This window comes from Haloferax litoreum, assembly GCF_009674605.1.
In the GTDB taxonomy this organism is placed as follows: domain Archaea; phylum Halobacteriota; class Halobacteria; order Halobacteriales; family Haloferacaceae; genus Haloferax; species Haloferax litoreum.
In genome coordinates, this window is sequence record NZ_WKJO01000001.1 from 781,998 (window position 1) to 799,792 (window position 17,795).

Consider the following 17,795-nt stretch of genomic DNA (forward strand, 5'->3'; position numbering starts at 1 on the left):
CGCGGTGCAATGCGATACGGAGACGACGAGTCGACACCGCACCGAATGCGTTTTGTCCGGCACCCGCGAACGCGACGACGTGGACACGGTCGACGACTGGCGAGAAGCACTCGCCGAGGCGGGTCGCCTCTCGCCGCCAATCGTGCAGGCCATCGTCGATGCCCACGGTGACCGGGGCATCAAGGCCATCGAGGCCGTCTCTGAGCGACGGGTGAAGCGCTACCGCGACTTCGACGTAGTCGTCGGGTACGACGACGAGTACGTGGTCGAAGACCGCGGGTGTACCTGTAAGGACTCGATGTACAACCTCGACCCCGACGAAGGCGAGCGCTGTTGGCACGTCATCGCCGTCGACGTGGCCGAGGGGCTAGACGAACTCGACTACCACGACATGTGGTACTCGGACGTTCGAGAGTTTTTGTGAGCGCGGGATGCGGACGGAACCGGAGACGCGTGTTCGATGCTCGGTAGTCGCGACTGTGCCGAGTAGCGTGCGCGCACTCGGCGCACGATTCTCACGGCGTACCGACCGTCGAGACGAAGCCATGAGACGAACTAAATGATAACTAGCCAACAAGACTAATACGACGTGCGTGGAAGTACCAACGCCGGGGTGCCTCTGACAGAAAACGCCGGCGCCATCGCCGGACCGAGATGCCCGCTCGGTCGTGGCGACTTGGTGGTGGGGGGAACTGCCCCATCCCTTTTGTGCAGAGTTCTCATCGAGAATCCCGAGTTCGAAGACCGGTTGTCGGGAAGCACAGCGTGTCTCAGAGACGACGCTGTCACCGACCCCTGAGAACGACCACAACGTTTTCCGAACCACATCTCGAACCCCGGAGCAACTGATGGCTGATTTCGACCTCTCCATCGACGAAAAACGGGTGTACGCGGACAAGTCCGGCAAGCAGACGGTGTACGTCGCGGCGGAGATGGGCGTCGTGAGCGTCGACGTCTCCGACGACTTGGTCGGCGGGTTCCGCATCGACCACCGCTGTGACCCACGGGACGTGGCCGGGTCACCGGGGGAAGTCGCCGTCGCAACCGCCGACGACGTGCTGTTGGTTCAAACGGACGAGTACCACGAACTCGACTTCGGCCCCGCGACGGCGGTCGGATTCCACCGAAACCGCGTGGTCGCCGCCGCCGAGTCGGGCCGCGTCGCGTACTTCGACGAAGACGGGTGGACGGACCTCGGAAACGTGGACGACGTCCGCGCCCTCGACGGGAGTCTCGTCGCCGCCGCGGACGGCGTCTACCGCATCGGTGACGACGGTCTGACGCACGTCGGCCTCGACGACGCACACGACGTGTCCGACCCGGCGGGTCGCCTCGGCGGTGCCGACGGAACACCGCTCGCCGCAACCGAGTCTGGCCTCTACACCCTCGGAAACGGGTGGATGGACGCATTCGAGGGGCGAACGACGGTGGTTGCGTCGATGCCGGACGGCCGTGCCCACGCCGTCGGCCCTGACGGCGTCGTCTCGTTCGAAGACGGTGAGTGGGTCGCTGACCCGATTCCGATGGACGAGACAGTCGTCGGCGTCGCTCACGACGCCCGAGCGACGTACGCCGTGACCGACGCGGGGACGTTCTGCGTGCAGATGACCGAGGGCGAGTGGCGAACGCAGGTACTCGGGTTGGACGCGGTGGGTGTGGCGGTGCGGTAAGGAGGGGTGTGCATACCCTGAGGCTCGAGTGAATTCGGCACTCACCTCTACACAAGACACTTGTCTGATGATTTGCCAGGTTCAGCCGGTAAATGAAACGACGGACCTGTCTCGCTGCAATCCCTACTGTTGTGGGGTTGAGCGCCGGATGCCTGAGTACGGTTACCGGAACGAGGAGCGTTCCACTAGAACTGTCTAACCAATCTGCTAGGCAGTCCACGTTATCGATTACTGTGTCGAACGACTCGTCCGGTGAGCAGGTGTTCTCGAACGACATCGAGCTGGAGCCCGGCGAAAGCTCTCAACAGACGATACCGAAACTCAGAACGGATATTCGGTATACTCTGACTGCGACCACAGCAGATGGGACGACGGAGAAGAGCCTTATCACCAATCCGACCCAGTCGGTAATGGTCACAATCGAGGGGCATGGAGATGTGAACGTACGACAGGTCGTGTCGTGATTCTCCAACTGCACCGAGAGACACTCACCATATTCGGAACCATATTTCTCTCTCGTTCTACGAATACGACAGTACCACGCCGCGACACGCTGACACGCATCGTAGCCGAACGCAACGAAAAGCGGTTTTACCCCCCACGAGAGACGGATGGGTATGCTCGTACCCGGCGCATCATCACAGGCACTCACGGCCGCACTCGCTTCGGAACTCGGCGAGTCAATCGCGGCCGTCGAGTACGACCGCTTCCCGGACGGGGAGACTCTCGCCGCGGTTCCCGGTTTCGACGCCGACACCGCCACTATCGTCGCCAGCACCGGCAGCAACGACGCGTACATCGAACTGCTCCAACTCCAAGACGCCGTCCGCGAGGCCGGCGCCGAAGCGGTCACGACGGTCATCCCGTACATGGGCTACGCCCGACAGGACAAGGCGTTCGAAGTCGGCCACCCCATCTCCGCCCGCGCCGTCGCCCGCGCCGTGAGTACGTCCACCGACCGCGTCGTCCTCGTCAACCCCCACGAGGACGCCGTCGCCGACTTCTTCGACGTGCCCGTGGACATCGTCGACGCCGCCGGCCAACTGGCCGAGCCACTCTCCGACCTCCACGAACCACTCTTCCTCTCGCCGGACTCGGGTGCTATCGACATCGCCGAAACCGTCCGTGACGCCTACGGCGAAGGCGAGACGGACTACTTCGAGAAGGTGCGCCTCTCCGGAACGGAAGTCGAGATTACGCCGAGCGAGACCGACTTCGAGGGCCGCGACGTGGTCATCACCGACGACATCATCGCCACCGGGTCGACGATGAGCGAGGCAGTCTCCGTCCTCGCCGACGGCGGTGCCAAGCGCGTCTTCTGTGCCACCGTCCACCCACTTCTCGCGCGGAACGCCCGAACGAAACTCTGCCGTGCCGGTATCGAGCGTGTCATCGGTACCGACACCATCGAGTGCGAGGTCAGCGACGTGTCTGTCGCCCCTGTCGTCGCCGACGCGCTCGAACGCTAGCAGACCACACACTCTCTCGCAACGATTTTCTCCTCTCCCCTATCTCGAAGTGCTATGGGACGTTACGGAAACCTCGATTACCCACGTCTGGCGAAAGGTGGGCTTGGACTCGGACTCGCACTCTTCCTGTTCGGCGCTATCGGTGCGAAAGTCGCACTGGCGATGCACGGCGGACAGCTTCCCGGGTGGGAACGAACGCTGTTCTTCGACGCCGAGTGGATTGGCATCGCGCTCGTCCTCTTTTCGCCCATCATCTTCGGCATCGTCCTCCCCCTGACGGAGTAACCGGTCGGTCCACGAATCTCCATGGCCGACCCACAGTTCCCCGACGCCGACGACAGACTCGTCACGGAGAGCGACTGCGCGCGGTGTCCGGCGTTGGTGGAGTGTCGCAACCGTATCTCGTGGGGCGTCGGACCCAGCGACGCCACGGTGTTGGTCGTCGGCGAAGCACCGGGCGCGGGCAACCCGGACGCAGAACGCTGGCAAGGCGGCAACTGGACTGGGATGTCCTACACGGCCCAGCACTCGGGGCGACGCATCCGCGAGACGATGGCCACCGTGGGCTACGAAGACGGCGTGTTCTACACGAACGCGGTCAAGTGCTTCCCCTCGGACGGTGAGGGGTCGAACCGGGCACCCAGCGCGGAGGAGAAGGCGAACTGTCTCGACCACCTCGTCACCGAACTCGAAACTATCGGTCCCGACGTGGTGATTCCGACCGGTCGCCACGCCACCGAGAGCGTCTTCTCGCTCGACGACATCACGCTCGATGGGTTCCTCGATACCGTCCTCGAACCCGTCGAGAGCGACCGGTTCGGCTACACTATCGTCCCACTGCTTCATCCTTCGTACCGGGACGTGTGGCTCTCACGTTTGGGGTACGAGTTAGACGAGTATTACGACGACTTGGCGCGAGTGTTGCCCGAACGGTAGAACCGCTATATCCACAGCGGTAGTAGGTACCGCGTACCGTTTCCAGCATTGCCCGTCGCATCCAGACGGCACAGAACGGGGAGGCGAGAAGTTCACATGGACAGGTTCAGGAAACGACTCGCGGAGACTCGACAGCAGTACCTTCTATTTGTGCTTCTGTCGCTCGCGATTCTGGGCTGTGCCGGCGTACTGGCCAGCGTGGACCCCTCCCTGTTTCGTCCGTACTTCGGTGGTCTCGACCCGATGGCCGCGATTCTCGGTGTCTCTCTCCTCGGGATGATACTCGTGACGCTCGTTCTCTCTCGTGGCTGGTTTGCGGTGTACACGCCCGGCCCCCTCCGAGAACGCCTCAGCCTCGCCGTCATTCTTCCGACCCTCCTCGCTGTGGGGATGATTCTTGTCGATATCGTCGCCGGCCTCCCTGCGGACATCAACGTCCCAATCCCGGACTCGGTGCTGTTCTACCCGACGATGGGGTTCGTCGTCGAGATTCTCTTTCATCTCCTTCCGTTCTCGCTTGTCTTTCTCGTCGTCCCCTCACTGGCCAGCGAACCCGACCGGTCGCTCCGGTTGTGGGTCGTTCTCGTCACAGTCGGACTGCTCGAACCTGCCTTCCAACTCTGGTTCGGGTTTTCGGAAGCCGTTCCGCTCTGGTCCACGGTGTACGTCGGCCTGAACGTGTTCGCCATCAACCTGACTCAACTGTATCTCTTCGAGCGGTACGACTTCCTCACGATGTACGCGTTCAGACTGGTCTACTACACCAACTGGCACGTCGTCTGGGGAATCGTTAGACTGGAGATACTGTTTTGACCGTCGAAGCCAGTCGGTGCCAACTCACAGGACTCGAACGGCGGGTCGAACTGCGCTGTTCGGGACAGAGTATCCTCTCAAAAAATACGTGTCAGAGTGAACCGAAAGGCTCGCACCTATCCGTTTCCGTTACAGCCCTCGCCCCCAATCGTCGCTGTACCGAAGTTCTTGACCGCGGAGTACGACTTCGCCTGTGGAAGTTTCGCTTTCAGTCCGGTAATCGAGGTTCCACAGTCGGATTCGGGGAGTTTGACCAACTTTCCAGTCTGGTTCGGGTAGCCGTCGTCTTTGCCTTTGTACCCGGAATGTCTCGGACCCACGGTGACGACTCTTCCGTCGAAACTCCCGCCGTTCGAGAGCAGTTTGATTTTCAGCGGACAGTCGAGTTTATTGTCGACCCGAATTGTCGGCTGAGGAGCGTCTCCGACGTTAGTGGCGTCGACGTCGGAATCGTGGTAATACGGCGGTTCGCACGCCGCCTTGTCCGGTGGACCGTTTCCGTTGTCTTTCGTCGCTGCTGCTGAACCGACGGCGAACCCACCGACGACTGCTGTCGTCCCCGCCGCTTTGAGGACGCGTCGCCGACTGAGTTCGGTTTTAGTGTCGTGATTTGCCATCGTTCGTGCTCCATACCCCGAGGAATTCCGCTCCTCTGGGCAAAGAAATGTATTTCGAACATCAGTATAAATCCTATTTGGATTCTGACAGAAATTCGGCGTAGATTGAGTATCGAGACAGACATTCGATAGTAAGACGAACTCACTAAGCAGTACCAATCATCGAGACGAGTCTGGTTCGTCCGGCCATCTCGGTGGACAGAACGATAATCACCAATCTGTCCGAACTTTCTTTTCCTCGGAAATCGACGTACAATCCATGTCCGACTGCATCTTCTGCGCCATCGCCGGCGGCGACATCCCCGGCCGAATCGTCCACGAGACGGAACACTCGCTGGCATTCCTCGACGTGAACCCCCTCGCGCCGGGACACACGCTAGTCGTGCCGAAGGACCACTACGCCCGCCTCGACGACTTGCCGGCCGAGGTTTCGGCGGACCTCTTCCGCACCGTCGACGAACTCGTCCCCCGCGTCGAGGAGGCAGTCGACGCTGACGCGGCGAACGTCGGTATCAACGACGGTCCCGCCGCCGGTCAGGAAGTCCAACACGTCCACGTCCACATCGTCCCCCGGTTCGAGGACGACGGCGGCAACCCCATCCACGCCGTCGCCGGCGACGTGCCGGACCTCTCTGACGACGAGATGGACGACATCGAAGCGGCCATCTCGGAATCGTAAGCGACTCGACTATTTTCGAGCGCGCCGGTCACTCTTGGTCTCAAAATCGATAGACTGACCGAAGGTATTAATCTGAGGACCGGACCACTCGGCGTATGTCAAATCCTACCACAGTAGCACTCGTCGGCGCCACCGGTGGCGCGGGCACGACCCGACTCGCAGTGGAACTCGCGGCGGCCCTCGCAACCGACGACAACGACGTGGCCGTCCTCGACGCCGCGTTCGCGACGCAGGGACTCTCGGGCTACGTTTCGGGGACCCTCACCCCAGACATAACTGCGCTCGTCACCGACGAGGCGGACGAACGACTCGCGGCGGGTCTGGTCGACATCGAGACGTCGGCGTCGGGTCGCGTGGCAGTGTGCCCTGCCGCCGCGCCGTTCGAACGTCTCGCGCGTGCGATGACGCCCGACGCCGCGAAGGCCTTCGAGGGACGACTGGCCGAGGCGGCGAGCGAGTTCGACTTCGTCCTCGTGGATGCACCGCTCCTCGCGTCGAATCAGGCTATCGCCGCCGCGACGAGGTGCGACCGGGTTGGACTCGTCGCACCGGCGACCGACCGCGGTGCCGACGCAATCGGCCGACTCACCGCGCGGGCGGCAGACGTTGGCGCAGACATCGACGCCGTCGTCTCGACGTTCGGAGCACATCCCGACGCCGACGTCGCCGTCCCTGAGAGCGAATCGTGTGCCGTCACGGACGCACCGACGTGCCTCGACGACGCCGAACTCGCGGCAGGTATCTCGTCGGTTGCTGCGGTCCTGTTGGACGTCGACCTCTCGTCGGTTGCCGAGTCAGGTGGCGTGTTCTCGAACATCGGTCGCTGAATTCGGAGACTCGGGACCGTCGCTGTCTCGTTCGACTGCCGATTCGAGCAGACGACACTGTCGCTGCGAGCAGTGACGAAACGGGAGGTGGGGAGGCGAGTTCCCGTGTTAGAACTGTAAGTCTGTGACCGAACTCATGGTTTCGGCCAGTGAATCGCGCTTTGCGACGGCCGCATCGGAACGGTCCGTCAGCGCGCCCTCGACTGCTTCGGCGAGGGGGTCGATGGGGTCGTGCGTCTCGACGTACGTCGCGAGTGCGAACTCCGACGGCGCTGCCTGCGTCAATTCGAGGGCGTCGGCGCGCGAGACGTGTCCGTCGATCCAATCGCGGACGATTCGTCGCGCTTCGGGGGCAAGGGGGTTGACGCCCGCTTCACCACAGCAATGCAAGACTTTCGCGGCCGTGACTGGAGCGACACCGGCGGCGCGCGCGCTGGCACCGATTGACGTCCCCGACCCGTGTGCTTCGACAACCCGCTCCGCTTCCGCAGGCGCACAGGGGAGCGCGTCTGCGTGCGTTTCGAACCGCTCGCGGAGGGAAACACCGGTATCGTCGACTGTCGGTACGCAACGCGGGCGCTGTTCGGTCGTCGTCGTCTCCACCTCGGCGGCGATATCCGACAGCCCCATCGCTCGGAGTTCTCGCCGTATCGTGTAAAAGCGTTGCTGTCGATTATCGATGTTGGTAATAGAACGTACCGGTTACCGGTATGCTTAGGCAGCCGCGAGACCCGATTCAGGGGTGTTTTGTCCCGTGTTTAAATACCCGTTCGCGACCGATTTTCAATTGTGATGAGCAAGGCACGTTCCTCCCAGGGTTGCCCAGAATGCGACGGACACCTCGGCGTCGACGCCGGCGAGACGGTTTGTTCGGACTGCGGATTGGTCGTCTCGGAGTACCGCATCGACCACGGACCCGAGTGGCGGTCGTTTGCGGACGACGACCGCAACCCCGCCCGAACTGGCGCACCGCTAACCCGTTCGCGTCACGACCGCGGCCTCTCGACCGAGATTGGCCGGTCGACGCGTATCAAAGGTCGCAAGCGTCGGCAGTTCGCACGCCTCCGTCGTCAACACAAGCGCGCGCAAATTTCGACCAAGCGCGAGCGGAATCAGGTGTACGCCTTCACCGAAATTCGCCGCGTGACGAGTGCCCTCTCGCTTCCGAATCACATCCGTGACCAAGCGTGCGCACTCTTCGAGTCTGCCCAGAACGAAGACCTCCTCCGCGGACGGTCGTTAGAAGGATTCGCCGCCGCCTGTGTCTACGCCGCGTGCCGCGTGGCCGGAATCTCGCGGAGCGTCGAGGAGGTCTGCGAGGTGTCGAAGTCGACCGAGTCCGAGCACCACGCCGCCTACCGCGCACTCAACCGTGACCTCGGCCTCCCCGTCGCGCCGGCCGACCCCACCGAGTACCTCCCGCGCTTCGCGACGAAACTTGACGTCGACCGCACCGTCGAGCGACGTGCCCGCGAGTACGTCGCCGAAGCACGGGAACGCGGCCTCGTCGCCGGGAAGAACCCCTGTGGGGTCGCCGCGGCGTGTCTCTACACCGCGGCCCGTGACCTCGGTGCGAACTGTACCCAGACCGCTGCTGCAGCGGTTGCCGACGTGACGCCCGTGACGCTCCGGAAGACGTACGTTGCCCTCCGCGACTGAGACTCTCGTTCACTCAGAATCGAATCACCAACACCCGACCGACGACGACTCACCCTACTTACTGACGACAGACGCGAACTGCGGACGCCAGTTCTCGAATCCGCGCACTGACGAGGCTATCGGGTGCCGACGAGACGACTGGCGTGAACTGCTCGACCGACGTACTGAGACGCGAGTCCGCGGGAATCGCCGTCGCAGGAGCACCCATGACGTTCGCGAAGGCGTCGAGTGGTGGGTCGTCGACGACGCGGTTGACCGCGATAGCGGCGAGTCCGCAGTCGAGTTCACGTGCGAGTTCACGGGTCCGAACCGCATCAGCGAGGGCGTAGCGCTTCGGTGATGCGACGACGAGGCAGGCGTCGGCGACGGCGAGGGGGACGCCCGCATCGGCCCGCATCCCGGCCGGGCAGTCGACGACGACGTCGCCGTAAGTGGCCTCGACGGCACGGAGCGTGTCGGCGAGTCGACGCACGTCCGCCGCCCGCGCACCGGCGAGCGTCCGCCCGCACGGGAGTAGCCTGACCGGTGCGCCCTCGCGGACCGCCTCTATCGGGTCGGCACGACCAGCGAGAACGTCGTGTAAGTCCGGTCCCGGTGCGTACGGGAGGTTCGCCATCCCGAGGTCGGCGTCCACGACGACAGCGTCCAACGCCGCACCGAGTTCGAACGAGAGCGTCGACTTTCCGACGCCACCCTTCCCGGAGACGACGGCGAGAATCACGCGATACTCCGAAGTGCGTCCACGTCTGGGTCGGCGTCGGCCGCCCGGTCGGCGAGTTTCGTCGCTCGCTCGGCGAGACGCCGAAGGCGCGCACGGTCGGCAGCGAGTGAGTCGAGTGTCGCGACACGTACCGACGAGTGTTCGAGCACGCTCGCGGCCTCACGAACTGATGCCCCGTCGAGTCGTTCGGCCAGCGAGATGCGGCGTTCTGCGGCGGCGAGGAACGACACGAAGTCGTCGTCGAGAGAGTGAGTCGGCGACGACCCACAGTCGTCGAGGGTGTCATCGATGGCGGCAGCGACGTCGTCGTCGGTCGATTCGTGTGGACTGTCGACCGAGTCGTGTTTTTCGTCTACTCCCTCGTTCTGCTCGAATCTCTCCTCACTCTCGGTGTCTCCTTCCTCGTCCTCGCTGCTGGCATCGACCTTACTGTTCGGCAGTGCAGTGTCGCGTGTCACCACCGGAACCGCATCTGCGGGTGGGCACGCCGCACCGAGTGTTCGGATTGCAGCGTCGGGTGTCGCAGTCACAGACGCGTCTGTCTCAGACGCCCTTCCGAGAGCCGTCACCGCGACGACGGCCGAGTGGTCTGAGTCGTCGTCGAGTGAGAAATCGCCATCTACCGGACAGGCGTACCCGAGGGCGACTGTTGAATCGGCGGGAACGACGCCGTCGAATCCGGTGTCGTCCCATCCGGGTTCCGGGACGCCCCCACGACGCGGCGGGAGCACCAGCCCGTCGAGTCGGTTTCGAAGGCGAACACGTTGGGCGACCGGCGCGGGGTTGTCGAGCCGAACGGTCACGAGGACGATACCGTCGGTGAGTGAGAGGTCGACAGTCGAGTGCATATCGGGGATGGCCTCGTGTTCGTATATAAACGAACGGCCGCGACGCCTCACACCCAGATGACCGGCGTCCCGAGACGGCGCGCCGCAGTCTTGACGTCGGGGAAGAACCGACACGTCGAGACGACTGGCGCGTCGAGGTCGGCCATGGTGATAGCCGCGAGTGACACGACGACCGGGTCTACGGGAGTTCTCCCTGAGCAGTCCGGTTCGAGGTCGCGGACCACCGCGTCGAATTCGTCTCCTAACACGTCCACGAAGTAAGCACGAGCATCCCGCCGCCGGTTCGCTATCGCGTCGCTGAGGCGGAGTCGCTCGTCTCGGCTATCGCGGGTCCGACGCGCACCGCGTTCGAGTGCGTCGAGTCGCTGTTCGGCGGCGATACGTTCGGTCTCGACTTCGGAGAGTTTCGTCGTCACGTCGACGAGTTCTGACCGAGTGGCAGCGATAGCCTCGTCGTCGCCAGCCTCACGGTGGGCGTTCAACCGGCCCCGAAGCGTCGCCGCACGCTCCCGGAGACGAGTCTCGTCGTCTCCCGCGTCGGCGACCCGGCGGCGTGCCGTGCGACGTTGCTGGACGGTCGACGCGTCGTCACTCGCCGTGTGCTCGGCGAGACGCGCTTCGAGTCGGCCGAGTTCGTCGTCGACGCCGGTCTCCATCCCCCGAGAGCGACCGACTGCGGCGAGCACGTGGCCACGTGTCGGGTTCGAAAGTGGGACACGGGCGAGTCTGTCGTGAGATGGTCCCGGTTCGGGACACTCGATTCGCAGGCCATCTTCCGTCGGGCCGGGTTCACGAATCGCAGAGAGGATAGAATCAGTGGTAACGTCGAACACCGAGAGGTCGATACCCCGACCGGTACGGACAGTTCCATCGGGAAGGGAGACCTTCATAGCTCTCTATCACGCATCGCGTCGGCAGACGGATGGTCGGTTCCCACGGCGAACTTGCTGTACGGCGTCGCTGGCGACTCGCGTGACTCGTAGGCCTCGGCAGCGTTCCGGACAGATTCGGGGACGGCAGCGAACTCGTTGAATGGTTCCGTCTGTTCGATTTGTACGTCGGCGTCGTGCTTCTCACGGAGGCGAAGCGCGAGGAAAGCGGCCAACTCCGTCTCTTCGAACAGGGCGGCACGCCCGAGTCGGCGGACGACGACGTCCTCGTGAGTCCGGCAGATGTTTCGAAGCGTCGTCCGCGCCGCCTGCGAGTAAGTCACGACCAACAGCACTGCGTGTCGGTCACAGAGTCGGAAGAAAAATCGTTCGACAGCGCCCGAACGGTCTCAGACGCGTTCGACGGAGAACGTCACGTCGTCCGCGGCATCCGTACTGTCGGCCAGCAAGTCTGCGACGCGTGTCCGCGCGTCGTCCTCGCTCGCTGCAAGCACGACGAGACCGTCTGCACGCTCGTCGCCGACGGCTTTCCACGCGTCGAGCGTCGCGTCGCCCGTGTCCGTCTCGAATTCGGTCGCGAACGTTCGGAGGACGGTCACGACGCGTCGTTCTGTGCTGGCGAGGTCAGATTCACCCGACTCGAAGTCGCGGATGGCGTCTTCGATGTTTCGGATGGCAGAGATTCGGTCCATTCAGTCGTCTACCCGTTGGGTTACGCTCCACTAAGTTCGTCGGTTCAGTGCATCTACGAGGGCGACGAACGCCTCACGTTCGCTCCTCGGGAAGTTCGTCGAAGAACGCCGGAACGATGGGAACCCGTTCCATCACGAGGTCACAACTCTCGAACGCGGTTCTCGCCTCGTCCTCTTTGTCGGTTTGGCGTTCGGGAATGTCGAGGTCACCGGCAGTCGCCGCTTCGCCGAGGACGTCGCTCCCCTGTGCGAGTGCATCGGACAGACAGACGAAGTCTGCGAGAGGGGTTTCGAGGGCGACGATGGGGTCGAGGTCAGAGAGGGCTTCGGAGACGTCTTCGAACGCGACGGCGGCGCGGAAGAACGTCTCAGTCGCGTCTTCGTAGCTACTTCCGAGGTACTCGTCGAACCCACGCTGGAGTCGGTTGATGGCATTCCGCATCGTGAGTAGCATCTCTCCAAACGTGTCGAACTGTGTGAGTTCGGCCTCGAGCGAATCGACTTTGCGCGTGTAGTCGTCCGGTGTGAGTTCGGTGATGGCGTCCAAACTGCTCGCGTCTGATTCGTCCAGCAGACTGTCGAACGACTCTGTAGCCTCGTCGAGCGCATCGCCGATTTGGGCGACTTGTGTGTCGATTCGGCCGTACTCGGCGTCGTAGAACCGTGACACCGCGTTGTTCGTCCGAAGAAGAACCTGATTGAGACGTTCGTGCGTCCGCCCGGTCCACCAGAGGAACCAGTGGGCCTGTCGGAGTTGGGTGCGGCGTCGCTGTTGTGCTTGGTCCAACTCGAACTGTTCGAGGGTCCCGAGGTGACCGCGGGCGTCGAAGAGCGAGTCGGAAACGTCGTCGAAGGGGAACGAAATCGCCGCGTTCAGGTCGTGGAACCCACCATCTGGTGCCGCAACACCGGCGAAGGCCCTGACCGCGGCATCGAGGTCCTCCTGGACGAGCGTGAGAATCCGGTCGACTCTGTCGGGTTCTTCGGTCGTCGTCTCTTCTGTCGTCGGTTCCGCCGTCGTCTCCGGCGTCTCGGTCTCGGTCGGTGGCGTGGGTGACTCGGTCATCGGCGACGGCGTCTCAGTCGTCGATTGCGTCGTCGTGGGGGGACTCGTGGTCGTCTCAGTCGTGTCCTGCGTAGAACACCCGGCGAGGAAGAGGAGGCCGGAGGCCGAGAGGAAGGCTCGACGGTTCATGTGTATTACATGACTTTCTGATTACATAGTATTGCTGGTTGAAATTAATTGTCGGTTCGTAGGAATATCAGTCGAAAGTGAACGTGAGATTCGGAAGAAGCGATGACTGACACTCGCGCGTTCGAACCGGGACACACGCATCGACTCGACTCCTATCGGGGGCAAACCGGTCCCTCTCGAGGACTCCCTTCACCCTACCAGAGTCGCCTCGTCCCCGTATGGGGGCGTCACGGCTCTGCTCGCATGCGAGGGGGGAGTGTCTCGACGAACTCGGCGAGTCCGAACCACCTGTCCCCTGCGTACGTCACCTCACCGCTGGTGGTGTCGTAGTCGACGAGGCCGACCTTGGCGAGGACGGGCAGGTGGACGTGGTGGAGTGTGATTTCCACGTCCGCTTTCGTCTCACTTCGACGCTCCGAGGTGCCGCCGGACTCCCGAACCGACGATTCGACCAGCCTCGAAGCCAGAGACGTCAGTGTCAGCGTCGGACCCGCGTTCGCCAGCAGTGAGAGCACTTCTCCTCGCCGTCTGTCTCGATGGACGGCCGCAACTGCGGCCCACACGTCTTGGTCAACCGACCGAAGGAGGTGCGTGGTCAGTGGACCACCATAGATGTCGGGGTGCAAGTTGGGTGTGAGAACGTCGTTGTCACGGGGTCCCGAAACGAGTCCGGCGGTTTGGAGCTTCGGAATGTGGGTGTGCCGGAGAACAGCACTCGTTGCGTGCAGACCGTGGGTATCGTCGTCAGGATACGACTTCTCGGATTGCTGGGTGAGTTCGGACGCGAGTTCGTCGAATTCGACTGCCCTCCGCTTCAACACCACTCCGAGTACCCGCCGGCGGACTGGAGATTCGAGTGCTCGAATCGTCGTCGGGGAACACGAACACACGTCGAGCGACAGGGGGTGGTAGTCGGACGGACGAGGGCCAGAACTCATGGGTACTCACTCGTTGTGTGGGAGCGACCAAAGCCCGACTTCCGAATATATTAGGTACGGGTCGTTCGGTCGAACCAGACAGTCGTCAGGTCCCCTTCCGGCCGACGTTTCGACTCTCGAACGAGACTGCAGAGAGGAATCCCACGTGTTCGAGTGAACACCGGGGTACACCACCCAACTTCGGAGGGACGAATCGCCGAATCAGTCCGACGTCGTGCGAATACGAGCGTGTGACAGTACTCGATAACAGACGTATCACGACGAGATGAGTTCCGTCAACGGAAGCGCTATACCCATATGGTAGGTAATCACACCCACGATGGGGAGGCAACGTACCGACTGGGAGGGAGAGATACGTGCGGTATTCGAGGAAACGAGAGAGACTGGCGAGCCGCTGACGACACAAGAGATCACAGAGAACGTGGACTGTGCGCGTCGCACGGCTTACAATCGGCTTCAGAAACTCGTCGACCGGGGTGTGCTCGAAACCAAGAAAGTCGGTGCGCGCGGCCGTGTCTGGTGGCCCGTGTCGCGGGCGCGGTCCACAGACGCCCTGGAGATGGCGAGTGACACGGAGGGAGTCACGACCATCACGCAAGCGGCGCAGTTCAAATCGCTCGTCGAGGAAGTGTCGGAGTACGCGATTTTCGTCCTCGACGCCGACGGGCGAGTCGTGACCTGGAACCGTGGGGCCGAGCGCATCAAGGGCTACGAAGCCGACGAAATCGTCGGGACGCACTTCTCTGTGTTCTACTCACCTGCCGAGCGGAGCGACGGCCTGCCTGAGCGCAACTTAGCAGACGCCGCCCGAGAAGGGACGCTCAAAGAAGAGGGCTGGCGAATCCGAAAAGACGGGTCGAGGTTCAGAGCCAAAGTCACACTGACCCCGGTCACCGAAGACGGCGACCTGCGAGGGTACGTGAAGGTCACGCAGGATATGACGAGACAGTACAGGTACCAGCGACAACTCGCAAAACAGCGAGACGAACTAGAGCAGGAACTCGATGATGTATTCGAGCGTATCGACGACGGGTTCCTCGCGGTTGACGACGAGTTCCGCTTCGTCTACGTCAACGAGCGTGCAGAGACATTTCTCCAGAGAGATGCGTCCGAGTTGCTCGGAGAGACTATCTGGGAAACGCTCGAGCCGCTGAGTACGGCCGATGTGCGAGAGTGCTTCGAGCACGTGCTCACGACCCAGGAACTAGCGACGTGTGAGAACTACTTCGACGCTCAGGGGCGGTGGATTGCAGCGACCATTTATCCCTCTGAGAACGGGTTGTCGGTCTATCTTCGAGACGTCACCGAACGACGGGAGCGTGAACGAGAACTCGAACGGTACGAAACAATCGTCGAAACGGTCACCGACGGCGTCTACGCACTGGACGAATCGTACCGGTTCGAAGTGGTCAACGAGGCGTACGCCGACATGGTCGGGTACAGCCAGCAGGAGCTCGTCGGCACTCACATCTCGGAAGTCGTCGGCGAACAGGCGACCGAAGTCGGTGAGCAGCGGCGGCAGAAACTCATCGCGGGCGAGGAGACACACGGGACGGTCGAACTGGACATCGAGACGGCGACCGGCGAGTCGCTCACCGTCGAGAGTCGGTACGCTCTCCTTCCGTCCGAAGGTGACGAGTTCCGTGGAACCGTCGGCGTCGTTCGAGATATCACAGCGCGAAAAGAGCGCGAACGCGAACTCGAAGTGAGGGTTCGACAACAGGAGGTGATTACCGAACTCGGGTGGCTCGCACTCGAGAGCGACGACATCGACCTCCTGATGTCTCGTGCGTCGTCGCTCGTTTCCGAAACCCTCGGAAACGAGTACACCAAGGTGCTCGAACTGCGTCCTGACCGCGACGAACTCCTCGTTCGGCAGGGCGTCGGATGGGACGATGGAATCGTCGGCACGACAACCGTGCCAGCAATCGACCGCGATTCGCAAGCCGCACACACGCTTCTCACAGAAGAACCGATTGTCGTCGAAAATCTCGACGAAGAACAGCGATTCGGTGGCCCCGAGTTGCTCACCGACCACGGGGTCGTCAGTGGGATTAGTACGGTTATCGGGTCGCTCGACGACCCGTGGGGAATCCTCGGAACGCACGATACTGAACACAGGTCGTTCAGCGACTACGACATCAATTTCGTCCAGTCGGTGGCCCACATCCTCGCGAGCGCCATCAACCGACACGAACACGAACGCACACTCGAACAGTACGAGACAATCGTCGAGACCATCGACGACGGGGTGTACGTCCTCGACGAAGGCTCGCGCTTCACGATGGTCAATCAGTCCTATCAGGAGATGATGGGCTACGACCGGTCGGAGTTGATTGGTGAACACGCCTCGCTCGTCGTCGGTGACGATATCGCACAGGAGGCCGTCGCCCGCAGGCGGTTGATGGAAGACGACGAACGCTACGCGACGCTGGAAGCGAAAATCGAACGCGCCGACGGGAGCCATTTCTATGCAGAGAGCAAGTTCACGCACTTACCCTCTCTCGACGGGGACGAACGTGGGACCGGTGCAGACGACTCGTCACGCGGGGCTGTCGGCGTCGTCCGCGAAACGACCGAACGACGGCGGTACGAGCGCGAACTCGAACGACAACGCGAGCAACTGGCTGCCCTCAACGACCTGAACAGCGTCATCAGGGACGTCACCGACACGGTCATCGCCCAATCGACGCGCGAAGAGGTCGAATCGGTGGTCTGTGACCGACTCGCCGACGCGGAAACGTACCAATTCGCGTGGATTGGGGAACTCGACCGGTCGCTCGACACCGTTCGAATCAAGGCAACGTCAGGGTGTGAGTCCCTCGAGGGCGTCGAACTCCCACTCGAAGCGAAGGCGAGCGGAAAATCCGGATACGGTCCGCTCGTCAGCGAAGCACTTCAGTCGCAAACGGTGCAGTACAGACGAGAAGACGACGAACCCCGTGAGGGTGAACAGACGGCGGCGCACGACGATACAGAACGGCCATTCGAAGCGTTGCTCACGAAGATGGACGTCCAGTCGTCCGTCGCCATTCCCATCGTACACGACGAGACGGTGTTCGGCGTGTTGCTGATTTCGACAGACCGTCCGGACGCGTTCGAAGGTGACGAACAGGCGGCTATCGACCACCTCGGCACAATCATCGGCCACGCCCTCGCCAGTATCGAGCGCAAGCGCGCACTCATGAGTGACGAAGTCATCGAACTCCAGTTCCGAACGCGAAAACTCTCCGAGAGTCTCGGTATCTCGGTGGACATGGAGGGGTCGATATCCATCGAAGAGACAGTCGAAATCGGCGACGGCACGTACACCGCCTACGGTACCGTCACCGACGATGCCGTCGCTGCACTCGACGCGATTTTCGAGGCGACACCGAACTGGGAACGAATGACCGTTCGGAACGCCGAAGAGGGGGTCAACTCGTTCGAAATCCATCTCTCGGAACCACCAGTCACCTCCGCCGTCGCGGCACAGGGAGGAGACATAATCGAAGCGAGAATCGTCGACTGGACGGTTCACCTCGGGTTCCACCTCCCACCCGGAGCGGACGTTCGCAAGATTATCGAACTGGTCGAATCCGAGTATCCAGAAACCGAGATGGTGAGCCGAAAACAGGTAAAGCGGTCGAGTCCACGACTGAAAGGCGTCCTCACAGAGGAGTTGACCGACCGCCAACGAACCACCATCGAAGCCAGTTACCACGCCGGATTCTTCGAGTGGCCACGGACCATCTCCGGAGAGGAAGTCGCCGCATCGCTCGGCATCAGTCCGCCGACGTTCCACCAGCACCTTCGGGCCGCCGAGCGGAAGGTTTTCGAAGCGCTGCTCTCCTGAGAGTCG

At 62.4% G+C, this 17,795-nt stretch carries 19 protein-coding genes; 10 read left to right on the forward strand and 9 right to left on the reverse strand.

Annotated elements, in window-relative coordinates:
- The first annotated feature begins 79 nt into the window (after nucleotides 1-79).
- The 6 genes from GJR96_RS04075 (at nucleotide 80) to GJR96_RS04100 (ending at nucleotide 4,888) form a co-directional block, all read left to right on the forward strand.
- On the forward strand, nucleotides 80-424 hold the full coding sequence (locus GJR96_RS04075) for a metal-binding protein (protein ID WP_151161760.1): 345 nt from the start codon (nucleotides 80-82) through the stop codon (nucleotides 422-424).
- A gap of 424 nt (nucleotides 425-848) precedes the next feature.
- Entirely contained in the window at nucleotides 849-1,670 is an 822-nt protein-coding gene (locus tag GJR96_RS04080; RefSeq protein ID WP_151161761.1) for an HVO_0234 family beta-propeller protein, read from the forward strand.
- 617 nt (nucleotides 1,671-2,287) lie between these two features.
- Complete coding sequence (locus GJR96_RS04085) at nucleotides 2,288-3,139, forward strand: ribose-phosphate diphosphokinase (protein ID WP_151161762.1); 852 nt, start codon at nucleotides 2,288-2,290, stop codon at nucleotides 3,137-3,139.
- A 54-nt stretch (nucleotides 3,140-3,193) separates the two neighbouring features.
- The gene (locus GJR96_RS04090) at nucleotides 3,194-3,424 is read left to right on the forward strand and encodes a DUF7860 family protein (protein WP_151161763.1); all 231 of its coding nucleotides are present in this window, start codon (nucleotides 3,194-3,196) and stop codon (nucleotides 3,422-3,424) included.
- Nucleotides 3,425-3,445: 21 nt separating this feature from the next.
- Nucleotides 3,446-4,075 carry a uracil-DNA glycosylase gene (locus GJR96_RS04095; RefSeq protein ID WP_151161764.1) on the forward strand — a complete coding sequence of 210 codons (630 nt, stop codon included), beginning with the start codon at nucleotides 3,446-3,448 and terminating at the stop codon, nucleotides 4,073-4,075.
- Between the two features lie 96 nt (nucleotides 4,076-4,171).
- Nucleotides 4,172-4,888: a hypothetical protein gene (locus GJR96_RS04100; RefSeq protein WP_151161765.1), complete on the forward strand. Its 717-nt coding sequence runs from the start codon at nucleotides 4,172-4,174 to the stop codon at nucleotides 4,886-4,888.
- A gap of 116 nt (nucleotides 4,889-5,004) precedes the next feature.
- Here GJR96_RS04100 and GJR96_RS04105 read toward each other — a convergent pair whose 3' ends face one another.
- Nucleotides 5,005-5,505, reverse strand: a complete 501-nt coding sequence (locus tag GJR96_RS04105) for a hypothetical protein (RefSeq protein ID WP_151161766.1) — start codon at nucleotides 5,503-5,505, stop codon at nucleotides 5,005-5,007.
- A gap of 259 nt (nucleotides 5,506-5,764) precedes the next feature.
- On the opposite strand from GJR96_RS04105, the gene GJR96_RS04110 reads away from it, so the two are divergent.
- Nucleotides 5,765-6,184 carry an HIT family protein gene (locus GJR96_RS04110; protein ID WP_151161767.1) on the forward strand — a complete coding sequence of 140 codons (420 nt, stop codon included), beginning with the start codon at nucleotides 5,765-5,767 and terminating at the stop codon, nucleotides 6,182-6,184.
- Between the two features lie 95 nt (nucleotides 6,185-6,279).
- Nucleotides 6,280-7,011 (forward strand): CpsD/CapB family tyrosine-protein kinase, encoded by a 732-nt coding sequence (locus tag GJR96_RS04115; protein ID WP_151161768.1) that lies wholly within the window; start codon nucleotides 6,280-6,282, stop codon nucleotides 7,009-7,011.
- A 108-nt stretch (nucleotides 7,012-7,119) separates the two neighbouring features.
- Here GJR96_RS04115 and GJR96_RS04120 read toward each other — a convergent pair whose 3' ends face one another.
- A complete protein-coding gene (locus tag GJR96_RS04120; RefSeq protein ID WP_151161769.1) occupies nucleotides 7,120-7,641 on the reverse strand; it encodes a DUF7858 family protein in 522 nt (173 codons plus the stop codon).
- A 162-nt stretch (nucleotides 7,642-7,803) separates the two neighbouring features.
- Here GJR96_RS04120 and GJR96_RS04125 point away from each other — a divergent pair, with 162 nt between their 5' ends.
- On the forward strand, nucleotides 7,804-8,670 hold the full coding sequence (locus GJR96_RS04125) for a transcription initiation factor IIB (RefSeq protein WP_151161770.1): 867 nt from the start codon (nucleotides 7,804-7,806) through the stop codon (nucleotides 8,668-8,670).
- Between the two features lie 58 nt (nucleotides 8,671-8,728).
- On the opposite strand, the gene GJR96_RS04130 is transcribed toward GJR96_RS04125, so the two are convergent.
- The 7 genes from GJR96_RS04130 to GJR96_RS04160 form a co-directional block, all read right to left on the reverse strand.
- The gene (locus GJR96_RS04130) at nucleotides 8,729-9,391 is read right to left on the reverse strand and encodes a nucleotide-binding protein (protein WP_151161771.1); all 663 of its coding nucleotides are present in this window, start codon (nucleotides 9,389-9,391) and stop codon (nucleotides 8,729-8,731) included.
- A complete protein-coding gene (locus GJR96_RS04135) occupies nucleotides 9,388-10,239 on the reverse strand; it encodes a DUF7857 domain-containing protein (RefSeq protein ID WP_151161772.1) in 852 nt (283 codons plus the stop codon). The genes GJR96_RS04130 and GJR96_RS04135 overlap by 4 nt, the downstream gene beginning before the upstream one ends.
- A 47-nt stretch (nucleotides 10,240-10,286) precedes the next feature.
- Nucleotides 10,287-11,129: a DUF7856 family protein gene (locus GJR96_RS04140; protein WP_151161773.1), complete on the reverse strand. Its 843-nt coding sequence runs from the start codon at nucleotides 11,127-11,129 to the stop codon at nucleotides 10,287-10,289.
- The gene (locus tag GJR96_RS04145) at nucleotides 11,126-11,464 is read right to left on the reverse strand and encodes a DUF7855 family protein (protein ID WP_151161774.1); all 339 of its coding nucleotides are present in this window, start codon (nucleotides 11,462-11,464) and stop codon (nucleotides 11,126-11,128) included. The genes GJR96_RS04140 and GJR96_RS04145 overlap by 4 nt, the downstream gene beginning before the upstream one ends.
- A 54-nt stretch (nucleotides 11,465-11,518) precedes the next feature.
- Entirely contained in the window at nucleotides 11,519-11,821 is a 303-nt protein-coding gene (locus GJR96_RS04150) for a DUF7854 family protein (protein WP_151161775.1), read from the reverse strand.
- 73 nt (nucleotides 11,822-11,894) lie between these two features.
- Complete coding sequence (locus GJR96_RS04155; protein ID WP_151161776.1) at nucleotides 11,895-13,016, reverse strand: hypothetical protein; 1,122 nt, start codon at nucleotides 13,014-13,016, stop codon at nucleotides 11,895-11,897.
- Between the two features lie 227 nt (nucleotides 13,017-13,243).
- Nucleotides 13,244-13,954, reverse strand: a complete 711-nt coding sequence (locus tag GJR96_RS04160) for a DUF7344 domain-containing protein (RefSeq protein WP_151161777.1) — start codon at nucleotides 13,952-13,954, stop codon at nucleotides 13,244-13,246.
- A 319-nt stretch (nucleotides 13,955-14,273) separates the two neighbouring features.
- Between GJR96_RS04160 and GJR96_RS04165 the strand changes: the two genes are divergently transcribed.
- Nucleotides 14,274-17,789 (forward strand): PAS domain S-box protein, encoded by a 3,516-nt coding sequence (locus GJR96_RS04165; protein WP_151161778.1) that lies wholly within the window; start codon nucleotides 14,274-14,276, stop codon nucleotides 17,787-17,789.
- Nucleotides 17,790-17,795 lie beyond the last annotated feature (6 nt).

What these genes read in the sequence shown, in the direction of transcription:
- GJR96_RS04080 (WP_151161761.1), top strand. Translation starts at nt 849, where the DNA reads ATGGCTGATTTCGACCTCTCCATCGACGAAAAACGGGTGTACGCGGAC.
- GJR96_RS04085 (WP_151161762.1), top strand. Translation starts at nt 2,288, where the DNA reads ATGCTCGTACCCGGCGCATCATCACAGGCACTCACGGCCGCACTCGCT.
- GJR96_RS04090 (WP_151161763.1), top strand. Translation starts at nt 3,194, where the DNA reads ATGGGACGTTACGGAAACCTCGATTACCCACGTCTGGCGAAAGGTGGG.
- GJR96_RS04095 (WP_151161764.1), top strand. Translation starts at nt 3,446, where the DNA reads ATGGCCGACCCACAGTTCCCCGACGCCGACGACAGACTCGTCACGGAG.
- GJR96_RS04100 (WP_151161765.1), top strand. Translation starts at nt 4,172, where the DNA reads ATGGACAGGTTCAGGAAACGACTCGCGGAGACTCGACAGCAGTACCTT.
- GJR96_RS04105 (WP_151161766.1), bottom strand. Translation starts at nt 5,505, where the DNA reads ATGGCAAATCACGACACTAAAACCGAACTCAGTCGGCGACGCGTCCTC.
- GJR96_RS04110 (WP_151161767.1), top strand. Translation starts at nt 5,765, where the DNA reads ATGTCCGACTGCATCTTCTGCGCCATCGCCGGCGGCGACATCCCCGGC.
- GJR96_RS04115 (WP_151161768.1), top strand. Translation starts at nt 6,280, where the DNA reads ATGTCAAATCCTACCACAGTAGCACTCGTCGGCGCCACCGGTGGCGCG.
- GJR96_RS04120 (WP_151161769.1), bottom strand. Translation starts at nt 7,641, where the DNA reads ATGGGGCTGTCGGATATCGCCGCCGAGGTGGAGACGACGACGACCGAA.
- GJR96_RS04125 (WP_151161770.1), top strand. Translation starts at nt 7,804, where the DNA reads ATGAGCAAGGCACGTTCCTCCCAGGGTTGCCCAGAATGCGACGGACAC.
- GJR96_RS04135 (WP_151161772.1), bottom strand. Translation starts at nt 10,239, where the DNA reads ATGCACTCGACTGTCGACCTCTCACTCACCGACGGTATCGTCCTCGTG.
- GJR96_RS04140 (WP_151161773.1), bottom strand. Translation starts at nt 11,129, where the DNA reads ATGAAGGTCTCCCTTCCCGATGGAACTGTCCGTACCGGTCGGGGTATC.
- GJR96_RS04150 (WP_151161775.1), bottom strand. Translation starts at nt 11,821, where the DNA reads ATGGACCGAATCTCTGCCATCCGAAACATCGAAGACGCCATCCGCGAC.
- GJR96_RS04155 (WP_151161776.1), bottom strand. Translation starts at nt 13,016, where the DNA reads ATGAACCGTCGAGCCTTCCTCTCGGCCTCCGGCCTCCTCTTCCTCGCC.
- GJR96_RS04160 (WP_151161777.1), bottom strand. Translation starts at nt 13,954, where the DNA reads ATGAGTTCTGGCCCTCGTCCGTCCGACTACCACCCCCTGTCGCTCGAC.
- GJR96_RS04165 (WP_151161778.1), top strand. Translation starts at nt 14,274, where the DNA reads ATGGGGAGGCAACGTACCGACTGGGAGGGAGAGATACGTGCGGTATTC.